Origin of the sequence: Kocuria rosea subsp. polaris, assembly GCF_001483755.1 — a bacterium.
In the GTDB taxonomy this organism is placed as follows: Bacteria; Actinomycetota; Actinomycetes; order Actinomycetales; family Micrococcaceae; genus Kocuria; species Kocuria cellulosilytica.
This window is the reverse complement of record NZ_LQBK01000004.1, coordinates 469545-490594: the sequence shown is the minus strand read 5'-3', so window position 1 is coordinate 490594 and position 21050 is coordinate 469545. Positions and strand designations below refer to the sequence as shown.

The following is a 21050-nucleotide window of genomic DNA, read 5'->3' as shown; positions in this document are numbered from 1 at the left end:
CCGCAGTGCGCGGAGGAGCCCTTCGTGCCGACCGGCGAGTCCGTCGCCAGGTCCGTCGGCGCCTGTCGGCCTCGTCGGGACGGCCTCGTCGACGCTCCCCGGCCGTGACCACGGACCAGGCCGTCCGTGCGGTGCGGGTGGGCGGGGCCCCGGGCGAGCGGCACGAGGAGCCCTGCGGGCACCGTGCGTCCGGGCACGGCGACTTCAGGCCCCCCGGGGAGGGTCTGGAGTCCGGGTGGACGCCCGGTCGGGACCGGCCTGCTCGCCGATCCGGTGGAGCTTGATGAGGTTCGTGGACCCGGGGACCCCGGGCGGGACACCGGCCACCATGACCACGAGGTCGTCCGGCGCGGCCAGCTCCCTGTCCATGAGCGCGGAATCGATGTGCGCGGTCATCTCGTCGGTGTGTGCCGGGACCGGGGTCAGCAGGGGGTGGATGCCCCAGGCGAGGGTGAGCTGGTTGCGCACGTCCTCCGTGGGGGTGAACGCGTAGAGCGGAAGGACGGGGCGCAGCCGGGAGAGCCGGCGGGCGGAGTCGCCGGTCTGGGTGAAGGTGCAGATGGAGTGTGCCTGGAGCTGGTCGGCGATCTCCACCGCCCCCATGGTGATGGCCCCACCGCGGGTCCGTCGTGCGCTGCCCAGAGGCGGGATGCGCTCGAGCCCGTGGGCTTCGGTGGAGGCGATGATGCGGGCCATCGTCTGCACGGCGGTCACCGGGTGGGCGCCCACACTGGTCTCCCCGGAGAGCATGACCGCGTCCGCGCCGTCGAGCACCGCGTTGGCGCAGTCGGAGGCCTCCGCGCGGGTGGGCCGGGGGCTGTCGATCATGGACTCGAGGACCTGGGTGGCCACGATCACCGGCTTGGCCCAGCGTCGGGCCAGCTCGACGGCCTGCTTCTGGACCACCGGGACGTCCTCCAGGGGCATCTCCACCCCGAGGTCACCGCGGGCCACCATGAGGGCGTCGAAAGCCTTGACGATCTCCCCGAGAGCCTCCACGGCCTGCGGCTTCTCGATCTTCGCGATCACCGGGACCCGTCGGCCCTCCTCCTCCATGATCTCGTGCACACGGCCGATGTCGGAGGCGTTCCGCACGAAGGAGAGGGCGATGAAGTCCACACCGCGGCCCAGCGCCCAGCGCAGGTCCTCCTCGTCCTTGCAGGACAGCGCAGGAACATCGACCGGGACGCCCGGCAGGTTGATGCCCTTGTTGTCCGACACCGCCCCGGGCACGGTCACCTCGGTGATGACCTCGTGGTCGGTGACCTCGGTGGCCCGCAGGGCGACCTTGCCGTCGTCGATCAGCAGGGCGTCTCCGACGCGGACGTCCCGGGGCAGGCCGGCGAAGGTGGTGGAGCAGATCTCGCGGGTGCCCTGCACGTCCCGGACGGTGATCGTGAACCGGTCGCCGACGGCCAGCTCATGGGGTCCGTCGAGGAAGCGGCCCAGCCGGATCTTCGGTCCCTGCAGATCCGCCATGACGCCCACGTCGCGGCCCAGTTCAGCGGCGGCAGCGCGGATGTCGAGGTAGGTGGTGTCGTGGACCTGGTGATCGCCGTGACTCATGTTCAGGCGTGCCACGTCGACCCCGGCCGCGAGCAGCGCCCGGGTCCGGGAGCGGCCGGCAACGGCCGGGCCGATGGTGGCGACGATCTTTGCTCGTCTCATCGGACTTCCTGTCATCGGGGCGGGAGGGAGAGGGGTTCCGGCCGATCGGTCCCCTCACCCCTGAGGCAGGGATCCGGGCGTGCCCTGCCGGTGAGCCGGAATCATCGGCGCCGACGAGGCAGCCGGACGGACTCCCCTCGGGCGCAGGGACGTCGGTGCGAACCGGGCTTCCGGTCCGCACCGGCGTCCGAAGGACCGGGCTAGGAGTGGTGCCGGGCCAGCACGCGGCCCACCACTGCACCGATGCAGGCGGAGGACACCGCGAGGACCCACAGCGGGGCGGTGCTGCGGTGCGGGCCCTGCGGACGGCTGAGATCGGGGTCGCAGTCGATGGCGGTGCAGTCGATGGAGAACGCGGATGCGGTCGACGGCGCGGTGTGGTTCACGGGTCCTCCTGGGTTCATAGAATGGAATTCTAGTTCCACATTATGAAACTTAGTGGACCCTCATCGTGGCGTCAAGACCGGTCGGCGGAACCAGGGGGCGCCCGCTGGGGCAGGACGGCAGGACCGGCTCCGCCGGCGGTCGCCCGCCGCCAGGGCGGTCGCCCAGGCGGCGGGCGTCCCGGGGGACGGATCCGCCGGCGTTCCCGGGCGCCGCTCCGGCCCGTCAGCCCCGCCCGGCGAACGGCATCCCGGAGGCGGTGAGCACGAGCGAGTTCACCGTGGCGGACGCGGGGAGCTCGGCCATCAGCAGCACCGCCCGCCCCACCTCCTCGACGGGGAAGCTCGGTTCCGGGCGGAGCGTGCCGTCGGCCTGGAGCGCGCCGTCATCCGTGCCCAGCCCCGCCAGCAGCTCCGTGGCCGCATTGCCGATGTCGATCTGTCCGCAGGTGATGCCGTACGGGCGCCCGTCCAGGTCGAGGGACCGGGTGAGACCGGTGACGGCGTGCTTGCTCGCGGTGTAGGCGGCGGACAGCGGCCGGGGCGCGTGGGCGGAGATCGAGCCGTTGTTGATGATCCGCCCGCCCCGGGGGCTCTGCCGCTTCATGATCCGGAAGGCCTGCGCCGAGCACAGGAACGTCCCGGTGAGGTTGACCCCCAGCGTGCGCCCCCACTCCTCCGGATCGATCTCGTCCACCTCGCCGCGGGGCCCGAAGGTGCCGGCGTTGTTGAACAGCACGTCGATCCGCCCGGTCAGCCGCTCGATCTCCTGGAAGGCCGCCGACACGCCCTGCGCGTCGGCCACGTCCACCGGCACGACCCGGGCGCCCCGCTCCCCTCCGGCCGTCTCGACCAGCGCGGCCCGCCGCCGGCCGGCGAGCACGACCACCCACCCGGCCGCCAGGAAGTGGCGCGCCACGACCCGGCCGATCCCCGAACCGGCCCCGGTCACCACGGCCACCTTCTCGTGCGCCGGCCCCCGCCCCGGCTCCCCCGTCACATCAGTCGCTGCCTGCATCTCTGCCTCCTCGGTCCTGGTGGGCACGGACGCCTCGGACGAGGGTCCGTCATGGGCGACGGAATATTTCTCCGACCCATTGACTTCTGGCCTGTGAGCCAGTTCACTGTATGTAGTGAAAGTTTTATTCCACAATACGGAATACGGAAAGGTCGCGAGGCGCACTCCATGAAGCTCACCGAGTTCAACTCCCTCAGCAGGACCCAGGCGGCCGAGGCCGTCCGGCCGGCGCTCGACATCCCGCGCTGGCTGGAGGCCGTGGTCGACGCCCGGCCCTACGCCCACCATGATGCCCTGCTCACCACGGCCCGGACGGCAGCGAAGCCGTTCAGCGCCGAGGAGATCGAGGGAGCCCTGTCCCACCACCCCCGCATCGGTGAGCGGGCCGAGGGCGACAGCGAGGAGGCCGGGCTGTCGCGCGCGGAGCAGGCCGCCGTCGACCCCTCGGACACCGGCGTCCAGCAGCGCCTGCGCGAGGGCAACCTCGCCTACGAGGAGCGGTTCGGCCAGGTGTTCCTCATCCGCGCCGCGGGGCGCACCCCCGAGGAGATCCTCGAGAACCTCTCCGCCCGCATGACCAACGACCCCGCGACGGAGCAGGGCGTGGTCGCCGACCAGCTGCGCCAGATCGCGCTCCTCCGACTCGAAGGACTCGTCACCCCATGAGCTACGTCACCGCCCACGTCCTCGACTCCGTCACCGGCACCCCCGCCCGGGGGATCGCCGTGGCCCTCGAGGCCGCCGACGGCACCTCCATCGCGACCGCCGAGACCGACGCCGACGGCCGCGTGCCCGAACTGGGCCCAGAGACCCTGGAATCCGGCGACTACCGGATCACCTTCGCCACGGGACAGTACTTCGCCGGCAGGAACCAGCCGACGTTCTACCCGTTCGTGACGGTGAACTTCACGGTGCAGGCCGAGGAGCGGCACTACCACGTGCCGCTCCTGCTGAGCCCGTTCGCCTTTTCCACCTACCGGGGCAGTTGACCCAGGAGTTGACGGGTCCGCCCGTCTTCGACCGCCCCGAGCAGCAGAGAGCACGTCCCACACGCCAAGGAGAATCGTCATGACTGACGTCACCACCCGGACCGCCACGGACACCGTCGTCCTGGGCAAGAACCAGTACGGCAAGGCGGAGAACCACGTCGTGCGCGTCGACCGCGCCACCGCCCGGCACGAGATCCGCGACCTCGTGGTCACCTCGCAGCTGCGCGGCGACCTCGAGGCCGTGCACACGGAGGGCGACAACGCCCACTGCGTGCCGACCGACACGCAGAAGAACACCGTCTTCGCCTTCGCGCAGCAGTACGGGATCGAGTCGCCCGAGCAGCTCCTGCTCAAGCTCGCCGACCACTTCACCGGCGAGTTCGAGTGGATCACCGGAGGCCGCTGGGCCGCCCAGGAGTACGCCTGGAACCGGATCGACGACCACGACCACTGCTTCGTGCAGAACAAGGACGAGGTGCGGACCGCGGTGGTCGTGGCCGACGGCGGGTCCCGCACCGTCATCTCCGGGTTCAAGGACCTCACGGTCCTGAAGTCGACCGAGTCCGGCTTCGCGGGCTACCCCAAGGACAAGTACACGACGCTGCCCGAGACCGAGGACCGCATCATGTCCACGGACGTGGCCACCCGCTGGCGGTACAACACGACCGACGTGGACTTCGACGCCGTCTACGAGGACGTCAAGAAGATCATCCTCTCCAAGTTCACCGACCACTACTCCCGGGCGCTGCAGGAGACCCTCTACCTCATGGGCAAGGCCGTCATCGAGGCCCACCCGGAGATCGACGAGATCAAGTTCTCCTGCCCGAACAAGCACCACTTCGTCTACGACCTCGGGTTCTGCGACCTGCCGAACAACAACGAGACGCACTACGCGGCGGACCGTCCGTTCGGCCTGATCGAGGCCACCGTCCAGCGCAAGGGCGCGCCCGAGAACGAGCACGCCTGGATGGGCATCGCCGGCTTCTGCTGAGCTGCGCACCAGCCGGCGCCGCCCACGGCGGCGCCACCGGGGTCCGTCGTCGCCGTCCGCGCACGACGACGACGGGCCCCCGTCACACCCTCCTGCGGCCGGCGCGTCCGCCGCCCGCCCGTCCGGCGCTCCCGCCGCGACCACCGCGCACCGCGCACTCCTCTTCACCTCCTCGCTCCGCCCCGGCCCGGCCCCTTCGCCGGCCCCGGGCCTCTCCCGTCACCAGGATCCCTGGGAGAACACCATGGCCAGGTCACGCACCGCCGAGCCGCCCAGCACCCGCACCCGCACGCGCCCGGAGGACGAGTACCTCGGGGTGGGCAGCAGCCTCGGCTACGGGCTGCAGCACGTGCTCACCATGTACGGCGGCATCATCGCGCCCCCGCTCATCATCGGCGGCGTCGCGGGGGTGACCCCGCAGGAGCAGGGCCTGCTCATCGCGGCCTGCCTCTTCGTGGGCGGTCTCGCCACGATCCTGCAGTCCTTCGGCATCAAGTTCTTCGGCTCCCAGCTGCCTCTCGTCCAGGGCACCTCCTTCGCGTCCGTGGCCACCATGACCGCGATCGCCCAGGGCGAGGGCGGCATCCAGTCCGTCTTCGGCGCCGTGATCGCCTCCGCGGTCCTGGGCTTCCTCATCACGCCCTTCTTCGCCAGCATCGTGCGGTTCTTCCCGCCGGTGGTCACCGGCGTGGTGATCACCGCGATCGGGCTGACGCTGTTCCCCGTGGCGGCCCGCTGGGCCATGGGCGGCAACGCCCAGTCCCCCGAGTACGGCTCGGTGGGCAACCTCGGGCTGGCCGGCCTGACGCTGCTGATCATCCTGCTGCTGTCCAAGGTGGGCAGCGCCACCATCTCCCGGCTGTCCATCCTCCTGGGCCTGGTGCTGGGCACGGTCGCCGCCGTGCTCCTCGGCAAGGCCGACTTCAGCCAGGTGCTCGAGGGCAACATCTTCGCGTTCCCGGAGCCGCTGGCCTTCGGCCCCCCGGTCTTCGAGGTGGCCGCCATCCTCTCCATGTTCATCGTGGTGCTGGTGATCCTCACCGAGACCACCGCCGACATCATCGCGGTCGGCGAGATCGTCGACACGAAGGTCGACAAGAAGCGGATCGGCGACGGCCTGCGCGCCGACATGGCGGCTTCGGCGGTCGCCCCGCTCTTCAACGGCTTCACCCAGAGCGCCTTCGCCCAGAACGTCGGGCTCGTGGCGATCACCGGCGTCAAGAGCCGCTTCGTCGTCACGGCCGGCGGCGTGATCCTGGTGGTCCTCGGCCTGCTGCCCGTCCTGGGCCGGGTCGTCGCCGCGGTCCCGCCGCCCGTGCTGGGCGGGGCCGGCATCGTGCTCTTCGGCAGCGTGGCCGCCTCCGGCATCCGCACCCTGGCGAAGGTGGACTACAAGAACGGCGCCAACCTGATCATCGTGGCCACCTCCATCGGCTTCGGCATGCTGCCGATCGCGGTCCCCGAGATCTACGCGAACTTCCCGGGCTGGTTCGAGACCATCTTCCACTCCGGCATCAGCTCCGCGGCCGTGATGGCGGTGCTGCTGAACCTGCTCTACAACGAGTTCCGCGCCGGCAACCCGCCGCGGGGCACGGGCTCCGTCTTCGCCAACGCCCCGGTGCGCGCCGTGCGCTACGAGAGCCTGGAGCACCTGCAGGACCACCTGCAGGAGGGCGACACCGTCAAGGACGGCAAGCTCGTGGACTGCGACGGCAACGCGGTCCCCGTGATCACCGCGGCCGGCGAGATCATCGACACCCGGATCTGCCGGTCCTCGGACGGCGCCGGAGGGTCCTCCGCCCACTGACGCACCAGCATCGATCCACCGTGAACCTCCTGCGGCGCCGGGGACCCCGGCGCCGCAGGTCGTGCACCGGACAGATCTCTTCTCCACCCATCACTACTGAGAAAGAGTTGACGTGAACCCTGAGCACATGGTCGAGACCCACCACCGGCCGGCACCCGAGCTCCCCCACGGCGCTCCGCGGCAGACCGCGGCGTGGACGGGTTCGTTCGAGGACCTCATCGAGAAGCAGGTGCGGGAGCGGACGCAGTACATCCTGCAGTCGTCGGCACCACGGCCCGCCGCCGGGGGCCCGGCGGCCCCGACGGTCACCACGGACTACGTGAACACGATCCCCATGGACCAGGAGCCGGAGTTCCCCGGCGACGAGGACGTCGAGCGCACCTACCGCCGCTGGCTGCGCTGGAACGCCGCGGTGATGGTGCACCGGGCCCAGCGCCCCGAGATCGGCGTGGGCGGGCACATCTCCACCTACGCGGGCGCGGCGACCCTCTACGAGGTCGGCTTCAACCACTTCTTCCGCGGGCCGGACCACCCCGGCGGCGGCGACCAGGTCTTCTTCCAGGGCCACGCCTCCCCGGGGATGTACGCCCGGGCGTTCCTGGAGGGCCGGCTCACCGAGGAGCAGCTGGACGGGTTCCGGCAGGAGAAGTCCAAGGGCGCCGACGGCATCCCGTCCTATCCGCACCCCCGGTCCATGCCGGACTTCTGGCAGTTCCCCACGGTCTCGATGGGCATCGGGCCGATGAACGCGATCTACCAGGCGCAGTTCAACCGCTACCTGCACCACCGGGGCATCAAGGACACCTCCGACCAGCAGGTGTGGGCGTTCCTCGGCGACGGCGAGATGGACGAGCCCGAGTCGCGCGGACTGCTGCAGCTGGCCGCCAACGAGAAGCTGGACAACCTCACCTTCGTGATCAACTGCAACCTGCAGCGCCTGGACGGGCCGGTGCGCGGCAACGGCAAGATCGTCCAGGAGCTGGAGGCCTTCTTCCGCGGCGCCGGCTGGAACGTGGTCAAGGTCCTCTGGGGCCGGGAGTGGGACCCGCTCCTGGCGGCCGACACGAAGGGCGAGCTCGTGCGGATCATGAACGAGACCCTCGACGGGGACTACCAGACCTTCAAGGCGGAGTCCGGCGGGTTCGTCCGCGACCACTTCTTCGGCCGGTCCACCACGACCAAGGAGCTCGTCGCGGACATGTCCGACGACGAGATCTGGGCCCTCAAGCGCGGGGGCCACGACTACCGGAAGGTCTACGCGGCCTACCGGTCCGCCACCGAGTTCCGCGGCAAGCCGACGGTGGTGCTCGCGATGACGGTGAAGGGCTACGGCCTGGGCGCCTCCTTCGAGGCGCGCAACGCGACCCACCAGATGAAGAAGCTGACCCTGGAGGACCTCAAGGCCTTCCGGGACCACCTGCGCATCCCGGTCACCGACGAGCAGATCGACGACGACCTCTACGGCGCCCCGTACTACCACCCGGGCCCCGACGCCCCGGAGATCCAGTACCTGCTGGCCCGGCGCCGGGAGCTGGGCGGTGGCCTGCCCTCGCGCCAGGCCGGGCACGCCCCCGTGGCTCTGCCGGGCGACGACGCCTACCGGTCCGGCAAGAAGGGATCGGGCAAGCAGATGGCGGCCACCACCATGGCCTTCGTCCGCGTGCTGCGGGACCTCATGCGGAGCAAGGACTTCGGCCACCGGATCGTGCCCATCGTCCCCGACGAGGCCCGCACCTTCGGCATGGACTCGTTCTTCCCCACGGCGAAGATCTACAACCCCAACGGGCAGAACTACCTCTCCGTGGACCGCGAGCTCATGCTCGCCTACAAGGAGTCCCCGCAGGGCGTCCTGCTCCACCCGGGGATCAACGAGGCCGGCGCCGTCGCGGCGTTCACCGCCGCGGGCACCGCCTACGCCACCCACGGCGAGCCCATGGTGCCGGTCTACATCTTCTACTCGATGTTCGGCTTCCAGCGCACCGGCGACTCCTTCTGGGCCGTCGCCGACCAGATGACCCGCGGCTTCATCATCGGGGCCACCGCCGGGCGCACCACGCTCACCGGCGAGGGCCTCCAGCACGCCGACGGCCACTCCCCCGTGCTCGCGGGCACGAACCCGGCCGTGCGCAGCTACGACCCGGCCTACGGCTACGAGATCGCCCACATCGTCCGGCACGGCCTCGAGCAGATGTACGGCCCGGACTCGGCGGACCCGAACGTCATGTACTACCTGACGGTCTACAACGAGCCGTACCAGCAGCCGGCCGAGCCGGTGGACGTGGACGTCGAGGGCATCGTCCGCGGCATCCACCGGGTCGCCCGCTCCGAGCACCCCGGGCCCAAGGTCCAGCTGCTCGGCTCGGGCGTGTCGGTGCCGTGGGCCCTGCAGGCCCAGCAGGTGCTGGCCGAGGAGTGGGGAGTCTCCGCCGACGTGTGGTCGGTGACCTCCTGGAACGAGCTGCGCCGCGACGGCCTGGCCGCCGAGCGGGAGGCGTTCCGCACCCCGGGGGCACCGCGCCGGGTGCCGTTCGTGGCCCAGCAGCTCGCGGGGGCGGAAGGACCCGTCATCGCCTCCACGGACTTCGTCTCGGAGCTGCCGGACCGCATCCGGCAGTACCTGCCGAACGACTTCGCGACCCTGGGCGCCGACGACTTCGGCTTCTCCGACACCCGGGCCGCGGCGCGGCGCTGGTTCCGGACGGACGTGCACTCCATCGTGGTGCGGGCGCTGCAGATGCTCGCCGACCGCGGGGACGCGGACGCCGGGGCCCCGGCCCGGGCGTTCGAGCGCTACCGCCTGGACGAGGTCACCGCCGGCACCACCGGCAACGCGGGCGGGGACGCCTGACCCGCACGGTCCGGGCATCCGACGGCTGCGCCCGCCGCCCCACGAGGGGCGGCGGGCGCAGCCGGTGCGTGCGAGCCTCAGCCCGAGGCGGGCATCAGCTCCGCGGCGATCGCCTCGGCGGCCCGGCGCAGCACGGGCACGGCCCGGCGGCCGAAGTCCTCGTCCACCCGGGACACGGGGCCCGACACGGAGATGGCCGTGGGCGTGGGGGCGCCGGGCACCGCCATCGCGTAGCAGCGCACCCCGAGCTCCGTCTCCTCGTCGTCGATCGCGTAGCCGCGCTCCCGGATCCGGTCGAGATCCGCGAAGAGCTCCTCGAGGGTCCCGATGCTCTTGGGCGTGGGCGTGGCCATGCCCGCCGCGCCCACGATGGCGCGGACCCGTTCGTCCGGCAGGGTGGCGAGCATGGCCTTGCCCACACCGGTGTCGTGGGTGTCGGCCCGGCGGCCCACCTCCGTGAACATGCGCATGGACCGGTTGGGCTGGGCCTGGGCGATGTAGACGACCTCCTGGCCGTCGAGCACGGCCATGTTCGCCGACTCACCGAGCTCGGTCACCAGCTCGTCCAGCCGCGTGCGGGCCGCCGAACCGAACTGGCGCCCGGCGGCCTCCCCCAGCAGGATCAGCCTCGGGCCCAGCGCATAGTTCCGGTTGGGGAGCTGGCGGACGTAGCCGGAGGGCACCAGCGTGCGGAGCAGCCGGTGGATGGTGGGCAGTGGGAGCTTCACGGCGGCGGAGAGCTCGCTCAGCGACATGTCCCCACCTGCCGCGGTGATCACCTCGAGAAGCTCGAAAACGCGCTCCACCGATTGCACACCACCCGAACCGGCTCGTGTGGTCGTCGTGGTCATGGCCATCTCCCGTCGGTACGGCCCGGCCGCCTCGTGCGGCGGGCGAGATCTCGGCGGCCGGCCCCGTGACAGGTGTCACGAAAGTTCCTTGCCAACCTCGGCCGACTCCCATAATATCCATAATACGAAAGTTTCATTCCACAATGCGACTGAAATGGTCGCACCACCGCTCTTGGAGGAACCATGGCCACGCCCAGTCCCGGCTACTCGATGATCCTGCGTGTACAGGCCCCGGCCGGCCTCACCGTCACCAGCGAGCTCGCCACCGCGGCCGCTCGGGCCGGCGCGGCCGTGACCGCCCTCGACATCGTGGAGTCCCACGCAGACCACGTCGTCGTCGACGTCAGCTGCAACGTCTCCGACGCATCCCACCGCGACGAGGTGCGCGACGCCCTCGAGGCGCTCGACGGAGTCCGGGTGCGCAAGATCAGCGACCGCACGTTCCTGATCCACCTCGGCGGCAAGATCGAGGTCACCCCCCGCGTCTCGCTGCGCAACCGTGACGACCTCTCCCGCGCCTACACCCCCGGCGTGGCCCGGGTGTGCATGGCCATCCACGACAACCCCGAGGACGCCCGGCGGCTGACGATCAAGCGCAACACGGTGGCCGTGGTCACCGACGGCACCGCGGTGCTCGGGCTGGGCGACATCGGCCCCGCCGCCGCCCTGCCGGTTATGGAGGGCAAGGCCGCCCTGTTCAAGGCGTTCGCCGGCGTGGACGCCTGGCCGGTCTGCCTCGACACGACGGACACCGACGAGATCGTGCGGATCGTCAAGGCCATGGCCCCCGTCTACGGCGGGATCAACCTCGAGGACATCGCGGCCCCGCGCTGCTTCGAGATCGAGGCCCGGCTCCGCGAGGAGCTCGACATCCCCGTCTTCCACGACGACCAGCACGGCACCGCGATCGTGGCCCTGGCAGCGCTGTTCAACGCCCTGCGCGTGGTGGACAAGCAGATCGGCGACGTCAAGGTCGTGGTCTCCGGGGTGGGCGCCGCAGGGCACGCCATCATCCAGCTGCTCAAGGCCCAGGGGGTGCAGGACATCATTGCCTGCTCCCGCAAGGGCGCCATCCACCGCGGGGAGAGCTACGACGACCCGCACCGGCAGTGGATCGCCGAGAACACCAACGAGACCGGGTTCTCCGGCTCGCTCAAGGAGGCCGTGGTGGGCAGCGACGTCTTCATCGGCGTCTCCGCCCCCGACCTGCTCGACGGGGCCGACGTGGCCGCCATGAACGACCGCGCGATCGTCTTCGCCATGGCCAATCCTGACCCCGAGATCGATCCGGGCGTCGCCGCGGAGCACGCCGCGGTGGTCGCGACCGGCCGCTCGGACTTCCCGAACCAGATCAACAACGTCCTGGCCTTCCCGGGCCTGTTCCGCGGCCTGCTCGACGCCGGGGCATCCGACATCACCACCGACATGCTGGTCGCCGCCGCGCAGGCCATCGCGGACTGCGTGGCCGAGGACGAGCTCAACGCGAGCTACATCGTCCCCAGTGTCTTCGACCAGCACGTGGCACCGGCCGTGGCCGAGGCCGTGCAGCAGGCGGCCCAGCAGGACACCCGCCAGCTCGCGCCGGTGGCCGCCCGCTAGCAGCGCGGCACCGAGTCCGCACCACGGGCCGCGACGCCCACCGAACCCAGCACCGAACGGAGACCACCATGGCCATCGAGTTCACCATCCCAGCCGGCCTGGACCGCGCGAGCGAGATCCTCACCGCCGAGGCCCTCTCCTTCGTGGAGGCCCTGCACCAGAACTTCGCCGACCACCGCGACGAGCTGCTCGGCGCCCGGGAGCAGAACCGCCGCCGGGCCGCCGAGACCGGCGCCCTCGACTTCCTCCCGGAGACCCGGGAGATCCGCGAGGGGGACTGGACGGTCGCCCCGGCGCCGCCGGCCCTGCAGGACCGCCGGGTCGAGATGACCGGGCCCGCCTCGCCGGCCAAGATGGCGATCAACGCGCTGAACTCCGGGGCCAAGGTCTGGCTCGCCGACCTCGAGGACGCCTCGAGCCCCACGTGGCACAACCAGGTGGACGGCGTCCTCAACCTGCGCGACGCCGCCCGGGGCACCCTGAGCTTCACGTCCCCGGAGGGCAAGCAGTACGCGCTGCGCCAGGACGTCCCGCTCGCCGTGGTCGTCACCCGGCCCCGCGGCTGGCACCTGCCCGAGCACAACGTCACCGTGGACGGGCAGCCGGCCTCCGGCGCGCTCGTGGACTTCGGCCTGCACTTCTTCCACACCGCGAAGCTCCTGCTGGCCAACGGGCACGGACCGTACTACTACCTGCCGAAGCTGGAGTCCCACCTCGAGGCCCGGCTGTGGAACGACATGTTCACGTTCGCCGAGGAGCACCTGGGCATCGAGCATGGCACGATCCGGGCGACCGTGCTCATCGAGACGATCCCCGCGGCCTTCCAGATGGAAGAGATCCTCTGGGAGCTGCGCGAGCACGCCTCCGGGCTCAACGCAGGGCGCTGGGACTACCTGTTCAGCATCATCAAGTACTTCCGGGACGCCGGTGAGAAGTTCGTCCTGGCGGACCGCTCCACCATCACCATGACCGCCCCGCTGATGCGCGCCTACACCGAGCTGCTCGTGCGGACCTGCCACCGCCGCGGCGCCTTCGCGATGGGCGGCATGGCCGCCGTCATCCCGAACCGCCGGGACCAGGAGGCCACCGAGGCCGCGTTCGCCAAGGTGCGCGCGGACAAGACCCGCGAGGCCGAGGACGGCTTCGACGGGTCCTGGGTGGCCCACCCCGACCTCGTCCCGACGTGCCGGGAGGTCTTCGACCGGGTCCTCGGCGAGCGACCCAACCAGGTGGACCGGCTGCGCGAGGACGTGCAGGTGAGCGCCGAGCAGCTGCTCGATGTCGCCAGCGCCGGGCGGGTGAGCACCCAGCAGGAGCTCGCGGCCAACCTCTACGTGGCGATCCGCTACACCGCGGTGTGGCTGTCCGGCAACGGAGCCGTGGCCATCCACAACCTCATGGAGGACGCAGCCACCGCCGAGATCTCCCGCTCGCAGATCTGGCAGCAGATCCGCAACGGCGTGGTCTACGAGGACACCGGCAACACCGCGACCCGTGAGCTCGTCGCCGAGGAGCTCCAGCGGCAGAAGGAGGTTCTTCGCGGCGAGGTCGACCAGGAGTCCTACGAGGCGCACTTCGAGCCCGCGGCCGCCCTGATCGCCGACCTGGTGCTGGGCGAGGACTACGTCGACTTCCTCACCCTGCCCGCCTACGAGCTGCTCGAGCAGTCCGACCGCGACCGGGTGGCCACGAAGTGAGCGCCGACGTCCAGGGCGCCGGGACGCTGGGCACGGCCTTCCGGCAGCGCGCCGCCGAGCGGCTGGCCGGCACCGACGAGCTGCTCCGGCGGTCCTATCCGGGGGACCCGGGGACACGCCAGCCGGTGCACACCGTCTACCTCCCCGCCGACAGCTTCACCCCGGCGACCGCCCGGCAGTGGGGAGAGCGCGCCGCCGAGGCCGTGGCCGGGCTCGGGGCGGCCTCCCTCGCGGCGCAGGTCGCTCCCGAGGGTGCCGACCCCGGCCTGGTCGACCGGGTGGTCCGAGCGGTCGAGCACAAGCTCGCCACCGAGCCCATCGAGGACGTCCGTCTGGACTTCGAGGACGGCTTCGGCGACCGCGGGGACGAGGAGGAGGACGAGTGGGTCGTGCGCGCGGCGCACACCGTGGCCCTGGCCGTCCGGGAGGGCACCGCGCCGCCGTACATCGGGATCCGTTTCAAGTGCTTCGAGGCCGCCACCCGGGACCGCGGGCTGCGCACGCTCGACCTGTTCGTCACCACCCTGGTGCACGAGGGCGGACTGCGGGAGGCCGGGCACAGCGAGGACGGCCTCCCCCGCGGCCTCGTGCTCACCCTGCCCAAGGTGAGCACCCCGGAGCAGGTCGACGTCATGGTCGAGGCCTGCGAACAGCTCGAGGCGGGACTCGGTCTGCCCGCCGGGCGGCTGCGCTTCGAGGTGCAGATGGAGACCGCCCCGATGATCCTGGGAGCCGACGGCGCCTGCCCCATCCCGGCGATGCTCCACCGGACGGACGGACGGGTCGAGGCCCTGCACTACGGGACCTACGACTACTCCGACTCCCTGCAGATCGCCGCTCAGTACCAGTCCATGGAGCACCCGGCCGCCGACCACGCCAAGGCCGTCATGCAGGTCGCCGTGGCCGGCACCGGGGTGCGGCTCTCCGACGGCTCCACGAACATCCTGCCCACCGGGAACGAGCAGCAGAAGCTGGCCGCCTGGCGGCTGCACGCCCGCCTGGTGCGCCGCTCCCTGGAGCGGGGCTACTACCAGGGCTGGGACCTGCACGCGCACCAGCTGCCCACCCGCTACCTCGCCACGTACTTCTTCTACCGCGAGGGCTTCCCCCCGGCGGCGCTGCGGTTGAAGAACTACGTGCACGGCATCGAGTCGGAGATCATGGACGAGCCCGCCACGGCTCGCGCCCTGGCCCGCTTCGTCCACCGCGGCGTGCTGTGCGGCGCGATCTCCGGGGAGGAGCTCGAGCAGAGCGCCGGCATCGGCGAGCACGAGCTCTTCTCCCTGGCCCATCCCAAGGCCGCGGCACCGGCCGCATCGACCACCGGAGGCGACTTCAGATGACCGAGACCACCTACCACGCGCCGCACGGCGGCCACCCCGACCAGACCCAGCTGCTCACGGACCGGGCGATGTTCACGGAGGCCTACGCGGTGATCCCGCGCGGGACCATGCGGGACATCGTGACCAGCCGGCTCCCGTTCTGGGAGGACACCCGGGTCTGGGTGCTCGCGCGGCCCCTGTCCGGCTTCGCGGAGACCTTCTCGCAGTACATCGTGGAGGTCGGCCCCGGCGGCGGCAGCGACCGGCCCGAGACGGAGTCCGGCGTGGAGGGCGTGCTCTTCCTCATGGAGGGTGCGCTCGTCCTGACCGTCGACGGGGAGGAGCACGAGCTCTCCCCCGGCGGCTACGCGTTCCTCCCGCCGGAGTGCGAGTGGACCGTGCGCAACCGCGGCGGCGAGCCCGCCCGTCTGCACTGGATCCGCAAGGCCTACGAGTACGTGCAGGGCATCGAGGTGCCGGAGCCGTTCGTCACCAACGAGCAGGAGGTCGAGCCGACGGCCATGCCGGGGACCGACGGCAAGTGGGCGACCACCCGCTTCGTGGACCCGGACGACGTCCGGTACGACATGCACGTGACGATCGTGACCTTTGAGCCGGGCGCGGTGATCCCCTTCGCCGAGACCCACGTCATGGAGCACGGGCTCTACGTCCTCGAGGGCAAGGCCGTCTACCGGCTCAACCAGGACTGGGTCGAGGTGGAGGCAGGCGACTTCATGTGGCTGCGGGCGTTCTGCCCCCAGGCCTGCTACGCGGGCGGGCCCGGCCGCTTCCGGTACCTCCTCTACAAGGACGTCAACCGGCAGATGAAGCTGCGCTGACCGGACGGCGATCCCGTCCCCACCGACCGGACCCCGTGCCGCCCTGCCACCGCGGCGGCACGGGGTTCTTCCATGCCATCGGACCACGCGTCTCGATTTCCACATCACGAAATACTTATTCCAAACAGGGATTGACCTGCGTCACAGGGAACCGTACGCTGTTTCACAAGACAGAAGTTGACTTCCACATCTCGAAATCTGTGGTGGTCCCGTCCGAACCAGGAGGATCCCGATGTCCTACACCGTGAACTGCTCCATCCTTCTCACCGACCTGCCCCTGCTCGAGCGGCCGGCTGCGGCGAAGGCCGCCGGCTTCGACGCGGTCGAGTTCTGGTGGCCCTTCGCCGAGTCCGTGCCCGCGGACCGCGACGTCGACGCCTTCGTGGGCGCGATCCGGGACGCGGGGGTGCAGCTGAGCGGGCTGAACTTCAACGCCGGCGACATGCCGGGCGGGGACCGGGGACTCGTGTCCTGGAAGGGCCGCTGCGACGAGTTCAAGGACAACGTGGCCGTGGTCGCCGCGATCGGCGAGCGCACCGGGTGCAGGGCCTTCAACGCCCTCTACGGCAACCGCCGGCCCGAGCACTCCCCGGAGGCCCAGGACGAGCTGGCGGTGCGCAACCTCGTGGCCGCCGCGGAGGGCGTGGCCCGGATCGGCGGGACCGTGCTGCTGGAACCCGTCTCCGGCACCGAGGCCTACCCCCTGAAGACCGCCCAGGACGCCCTCGACGTCATCGCGAAGGTCCAGCAGGCCGGCGCGGACAACATCAGGCTGCTCGCCGACTTCTACCACCTGTCGGTCAACGGCGACGACGTCGCCGCGGTCATCGAGAAGCACGCCGCGGACTTCGGCCACATCCAGATCGCCGACGCCCCCGGCCGCAACGAGCCCGGCACCGGCGAGCTCCCGCTCCAGCAGTGGGTCGAGCGCAGCCGGGAGCTCGGCTACACCGGCTGGGTGGGCCTCGAGTACAAGGCGTCGCAGCAGGACCCCTTCGCCTGGACCTCGGCGTGGTCCGCCGCCCGCGCCGGCGCCTGACGCCCCTCCTCCCCCGCTCCTGCCACCACCGCCCGTCGCCCGCACCGCACGGGCCCCACAGTGAGGACTCCCACCATGACCAACGTCACCGTCATCGGACTCGGCATCATGGGCCTGCCCATGGCCAAGAACCTCGTCAAGGCCGGCTACGACGTCGTCGGCTACAACCGCTCGCAGGACAAGATCGACCAGCTCGTCGAGGCCGGCGGCCAGGGCGCGTCCAGCGTGGCCGAGTCGGTGGCGAACGCCGACGTCGTGATCACGATGGTCCCGGACTCCCCGGACGTCGAGGGCGTCGTGACCGGCGAGGACGGCGTCTTCGCCCACGCCCCGAAGGGCACCGTCTGGATCGACGCGAGCTCCATCCGCCCGGACGTCGCCGCCCGCCTGTCCCGGGAGGCCGTCGAGCACGGCCTGCGCCCGCTGGACGCCCCGGTGTCCGGCGGCGAGCAGGGCGCCGTCGACGCCGTGCTCTCGATCATGGTCGGCGGCGAGGCCGCGGACTTCGAGGCCGCCCGCCCGGTGCTCGAGGCCGTCGGCAGGACCATCGTGCACGTGGGCCCCGCCGGCTCCGGGCAGACCGTCAAGGCCGCCAACCAGCTGATCGTGGCCGGCAACATCCAGCTGCTCGCGGAGGCCGTCGTCTTCCTCGAGGCCTACGGCGTGGACACGGACGCCGCGCTGAAGGTCCTCGGCGGCGGCCTGGCCGGGTCCAAGGTCCTGGACCAGAAGGGCCAGAAGATGCTGGACCGCAACTTCGACCCGGGCTTCCGGCTGCAGCTGCACCACAAGGACATGGGCATCGTGACCTCCGCCGCCCGCGAGGCCGGCGTGGCCGTGCCGCTCGGCGCCATCGTCGCCCAGCTCGTGGCCGCCACCGTCAACAAGGGCGACGGCGGACTCGACCACTCGGGTCTGTTCAAGCTCGTCGAGGAGCTCTCCGGCCGCTCCGGCCGCTGACCTGCCCCACCCCGCCCCACCGCTTCCCGACCCGATCCCGGGTCCTGCTTCCAAGGAGTTCATCATGGCCAGAATGCGCACGGTCGACGCCGTCGTCGCCATCCTCGAGAAGGAGGGCGCCACCGAGGCCTTCGGCCTGCCCGGCGCCGCCATCAACCCGTTCTACTCCGCGATGCGCGCCCACGGCGGCATCCGGCACACCCTCGCCCGGCACGTCGAGGGCGCCTCGCACATGGCCGACGGCTACACCCGCGCCGCCCCCGGCAACATCGGGATCTGCGTGGGCACGTCCGGTCCCGCCGGCACCGACATGATCACCGGCCTCTACGCCGCGTGGGCGGACTCCGTCCCGATCCTGTGCATCACCGGCCAGGCCCCCGTGGCCAAGCTGCACAAGGAGGACTTCCAGGCCGTGGACATCTCCACGATCGCCGCGCCGGTCACCAAGATGGCCATGACGGTGCTGGAGCCGGGCCAGGTGCCCGGGGCGTTCCAGAAGGCCTTCTACCTCATGCGCTCGGGCCGGCCCGGACCGGTGCTGCTGGACCTCCCCCTGGACGTGCAGCTCGCCGAGATCGAGTTCGACATCGACGTCTACGAGCCCCTGGCCGTGCACCGCCCCGCGGCGACCCGCGCGCAGGCCGAGAAGGTCCTGGACATGCTCTCCTCCGCCCAGCGCCCGCTCATCGTGGCCGGCGGCGGCATCATCAACGCCGACGCCTCCGCGCAGCTGGTCGAGCTCGCCGAGCTGCTGGACGTGCCGGTGATCCCGACCCTCATGGGCTGGGGCGCCATCCCGGACGACCACCCGCTGATGGCCGGGATGGTGGGGCTGCAGACCTCCCACCGCTACGGCAACGCGACGTTCCTGGAGTCCGACTTCGTGCTCGGCATCGGCAACCGCTGGGCCAACCGGCACACCGGCGGCCTGGACACCTACACCCGGGGCCGCACGTTCGTGCACATCGACATCGAGCCCACCCAGATCGGGCGCGTCTTCTCCCCCGACCTCGGCATCGTCTCCGACGCCGGCGCGGCCCTGGAGGTCCTCCTCGAGGTCGCCCGGGAGCGGAAGGAGCGGTTCGCCGTGCCGGACTGGTCCGTGTGGGTCAAGGACTGCGCCCAGCGCAAGGGCTCCATGCAGCGCAAGACGCACTTCACGCAGGTCCCGGTCAAGCCGCAGCGCGTCTACGAGGAGATGAACTCCGTCTTCGGCACGGACGTCACCTACGTCTCCACGATCGGGCTCTCCCAGATCGCCGGCGGCCAGTTCCTGCACGTGCACGGCCCCCGCCAGTGGATCAACGCCGGCCAGGCGGGCCCCCTGGGCTGGACCGGGCCCGCCGCCCTCGGCGTCGTCCGGGGCAAGCCCGAGGCCACCGTGGTGGCCCTCTCCGGCGACTACGACTTCCAGTTCATGATCGAGGAGCTGGCCGTCGGGGCGCAGTTCAACCTTCCCTACATCCACGTGGTGGTGAACAATTCCTACCTGGGCCTGATCCGCCAGTCCCAGAGAGGGTTCAAGATGGAGCAGAACGTCTCCCTGGCCTTCGAGAACATCAACTCCCCGGAGACCCAGGGCTACGGGGTGGACCACCTGAAGGTCGTGGAGGGCCTGGGCTGCAAGGCCCTGCGCGTGACCGACCCCGAGAAGCTGCGGGAGGCCTTCGACCAGGCCGGCGCCCTCCTGGAGGAGCACCGGGTGCCCGTGGTCGTGGAGGTCATCCTGGAGAAGGTCACCAACATCTCCATGGGGACCGAGATCGACAACGTGGTCGAGTTCGAGGAGCTCGCCGCCCGCGGCGCGGACGCCCCGACCGCGATCGCCCTGCTCGACTGATCCCCGTCCGCACACAACAGGAGGAACGACCGTGCGCATCGTCGTCGCCCCGGACAAGTTCAAGGGCTCGCTGGAAGCCACCGACGTGGTGGAGCACCTCGCAGCGGGGATCCGGTCCGTGGAGCCGTCCGCCGCGGTCGTGGCCGTCCCGGTGGCCGACGGCGGCGAGGGCACCCTCGACGCCGCCGTCGGCGCCGGGTTCACCGCCTGCTCCGCCACCGTGACCGGTCCCGTCGGGGACCCCGTCGAGGCAGGGTTCGCCCTGCTGGACCGGACCGCGGTGGTGGAGATGGCCCTGGCCTCGGGACTGGCCGCCCTCCCGGTGGACGAGCACGGCGATCCCGTGCTCGACGCCGGGGGCGCCACCAGCCGCGGCACCGGTGAGCTGATCCGCGCCGCCCTCGACGCCGGAGCCACCCGGATCGTCCTGGGAGTGGGCGGCAGCGCCTGCACCGACGGCGGTGCCGGGCTGCTCCAGGGCCTCGGCGCGCGCCTGCTGGACGACGAGGGCGCCGAGCTGGGCCGTGGAGGCGCCGAGCTCGCCCGGCTGGCCCGGGTGGACCTCGCCGGACTGGACCCCCGGGTGCGGGACGCACGGTTCGTCCTGGCCGCGGACGTGGACAACCCGCTCACGGGGGCCAACGGCGCGGCCGCCGTGTTCGGCCCGCAGAAGGGCGCCGGCCCGGAGCTCGTGGCATCCCTCGACGCCGCGCTGACGGTCTTCCGGGACCGGCTGGCGGACGCCCTGGGCCCGGCCGCCCTGGCCGCGGCCGCGTCGCCCGGCGCCGGGGCCGCCGGCGGCGTGGGCTACGCGGCCCTCGCCGTCCTCGGGGCCCGGCGCCGCCCGGGCATCGACGTGGTCCTGGAGTTCGTGGGCCTCGCCGACCGGATGGCGGGCACCGACCTCGTGGTCACCGGGGAGGGCAGCCTCGACGAGCAGTCGCTCGGCGGGAAGACCCCCATGGGGGTCGCCGCCACGGCGCACGCCGCCGGCGTGCCGGTGGTGGCCGTGTGCGGCCGCACCACCCTGGACGAGGAGACCCGCCGGGCCGCGGGTTTCGTGCGCACCTATGCCCTGGCCGAGCTCGAACCGGACCCGCGGGTCAGCATGCGCGAGGCCGGCAGGCTGCTCGAGCAGGTGGGCGCCCGCCTCGCCCGCGATCTCCCCGGCCTGCTCACCGGGACCCGACCCAACTGAC

The 21050-nt window shown here is 71.5% G+C and carries 17 protein-coding genes; 13 read left to right on the top strand and 4 right to left on the bottom strand.

The features are described 5' to 3' along the window. Positions 1 to 204: 204 nt before the first annotated feature. From pyk to AVL61_RS04605, 3 genes are all read right to left on the bottom strand, one after another. The gene (gene pyk, locus AVL61_RS04615; protein ID WP_058873144.1) at positions 205 to 1668 is read right to left on the bottom strand and encodes a pyruvate kinase; all 1464 of its coding nucleotides are present in this window, start codon (positions 1666 to 1668) and stop codon (positions 205 to 207) included. Positions 1669 to 1868: 200 nt separating this feature from the next. Then, entirely contained in the window at positions 1869 to 2054 is a 186-nt protein-coding gene (locus AVL61_RS04610; protein ID WP_058873143.1) for a hypothetical protein, read from the bottom strand. Between the two features lie 223 nt (positions 2055 to 2277). Next, positions 2278 to 3069 carry an SDR family oxidoreductase gene (locus AVL61_RS04605; RefSeq protein ID WP_058873142.1) on the bottom strand — a complete coding sequence of 264 codons (792 nt, stop codon included), beginning with the start codon at positions 3067 to 3069 and terminating at the stop codon, positions 2278 to 2280. A gap of 168 nt (positions 3070 to 3237) precedes the next feature. On the opposite strand from AVL61_RS04605, the gene uraD reads away from it, so the two are divergent. From uraD to aceE, 5 genes are all read left to right on the top strand, one after another. Then, positions 3238 to 3735, top strand: a complete 498-nt coding sequence (gene uraD / locus AVL61_RS04600) for a 2-oxo-4-hydroxy-4-carboxy-5-ureidoimidazoline decarboxylase (RefSeq protein WP_058873141.1) — start codon at positions 3238 to 3240, stop codon at positions 3733 to 3735. Then, positions 3732 to 4058, top strand: a complete 327-nt coding sequence (gene uraH, locus AVL61_RS04595; protein WP_058873140.1) for a hydroxyisourate hydrolase — start codon at positions 3732 to 3734, stop codon at positions 4056 to 4058. Before uraD ends, uraH begins: the two co-directional genes overlap by 4 nt. A 79-nt stretch (positions 4059 to 4137) precedes the next feature. After that, a complete protein-coding gene (gene pucL / locus AVL61_RS04590; RefSeq protein ID WP_058873139.1) occupies positions 4138 to 5049 on the top strand; it encodes a factor-independent urate hydroxylase in 912 nt (303 codons plus the stop codon). Positions 5050 to 5293: 244 nt separating this feature from the next. Next, positions 5294 to 6856, top strand: a complete 1563-nt coding sequence (locus AVL61_RS04585; RefSeq protein WP_058873138.1) for a nucleobase:cation symporter-2 family protein — start codon at positions 5294 to 5296, stop codon at positions 6854 to 6856. A 127-nt stretch (positions 6857 to 6983) separates the two neighbouring features. Then, positions 6984 to 9704, top strand: coding sequence for a pyruvate dehydrogenase (acetyl-transferring), homodimeric type (gene aceE, locus AVL61_RS04580; RefSeq protein WP_058873254.1), 2721 nt, complete (start codon positions 6984 to 6986; stop codon positions 9702 to 9704). 77 nt (positions 9705 to 9781) lie between these two features. On the opposite strand, the gene AVL61_RS04575 is transcribed toward aceE, so the two are convergent. After that, on the bottom strand, positions 9782 to 10555 hold the full coding sequence (locus AVL61_RS04575) for an IclR family transcriptional regulator (RefSeq protein WP_058873137.1): 774 nt from the start codon (positions 10553 to 10555) through the stop codon (positions 9782 to 9784). Positions 10556 to 10738: 183 nt separating this feature from the next. Here AVL61_RS04575 and AVL61_RS04570 point away from each other — a divergent pair, with 183 nt between their 5' ends. From AVL61_RS04570 to AVL61_RS04535, 8 genes are all read left to right on the top strand, one after another. Next, positions 10739 to 12154: an NAD-dependent malic enzyme gene (locus tag AVL61_RS04570; protein WP_058873136.1), complete on the top strand. Its 1416-nt coding sequence runs from the start codon at positions 10739 to 10741 to the stop codon at positions 12152 to 12154. A 68-nt stretch (positions 12155 to 12222) separates the two neighbouring features. Next, positions 12223 to 13851, top strand: a complete 1629-nt coding sequence (gene aceB / locus AVL61_RS04565) for a malate synthase A (protein WP_058873135.1) — start codon at positions 12223 to 12225, stop codon at positions 13849 to 13851. Further along, complete coding sequence (locus AVL61_RS04560; protein WP_408669406.1) at positions 13848 to 15194, top strand: DUF6986 family protein; 1347 nt, start codon at positions 13848 to 13850, stop codon at positions 15192 to 15194. The genes aceB and AVL61_RS04560 overlap by 4 nt, the downstream gene beginning before the upstream one ends. After that, on the top strand, positions 15191 to 16012 hold the full coding sequence (locus tag AVL61_RS04555; RefSeq protein WP_058873134.1) for a bifunctional allantoicase/(S)-ureidoglycine aminohydrolase: 822 nt from the start codon (positions 15191 to 15193) through the stop codon (positions 16010 to 16012). The genes AVL61_RS04560 and AVL61_RS04555 overlap by 4 nt, the downstream gene beginning before the upstream one ends. Before the next feature lie 232 nt (positions 16013 to 16244). Next, positions 16245 to 17051 carry a hydroxypyruvate isomerase family protein gene (locus AVL61_RS04550; RefSeq protein ID WP_058873133.1) on the top strand — a complete coding sequence of 269 codons (807 nt, stop codon included), beginning with the start codon at positions 16245 to 16247 and terminating at the stop codon, positions 17049 to 17051. Between the two features lie 75 nt (positions 17052 to 17126). Continuing rightward, a complete protein-coding gene (locus AVL61_RS04545; RefSeq protein WP_058873132.1) occupies positions 17127 to 18011 on the top strand; it encodes a 2-hydroxy-3-oxopropionate reductase in 885 nt (294 codons plus the stop codon). Positions 18012 to 18075: 64 nt separating this feature from the next. Then, the gene (gene gcl / locus AVL61_RS04540; protein WP_058873131.1) at positions 18076 to 19851 is read left to right on the top strand and encodes a glyoxylate carboligase; all 1776 of its coding nucleotides are present in this window, start codon (positions 18076 to 18078) and stop codon (positions 19849 to 19851) included. Positions 19852 to 19882: 31 nt separating this feature from the next. Further along, the gene (locus tag AVL61_RS04535; RefSeq protein ID WP_058873130.1) at positions 19883 to 21049 is read left to right on the top strand and encodes a glycerate kinase; all 1167 of its coding nucleotides are present in this window, start codon (positions 19883 to 19885) and stop codon (positions 21047 to 21049) included. The last annotated feature ends 1 nt before the right edge of the window (position 21050 follow it).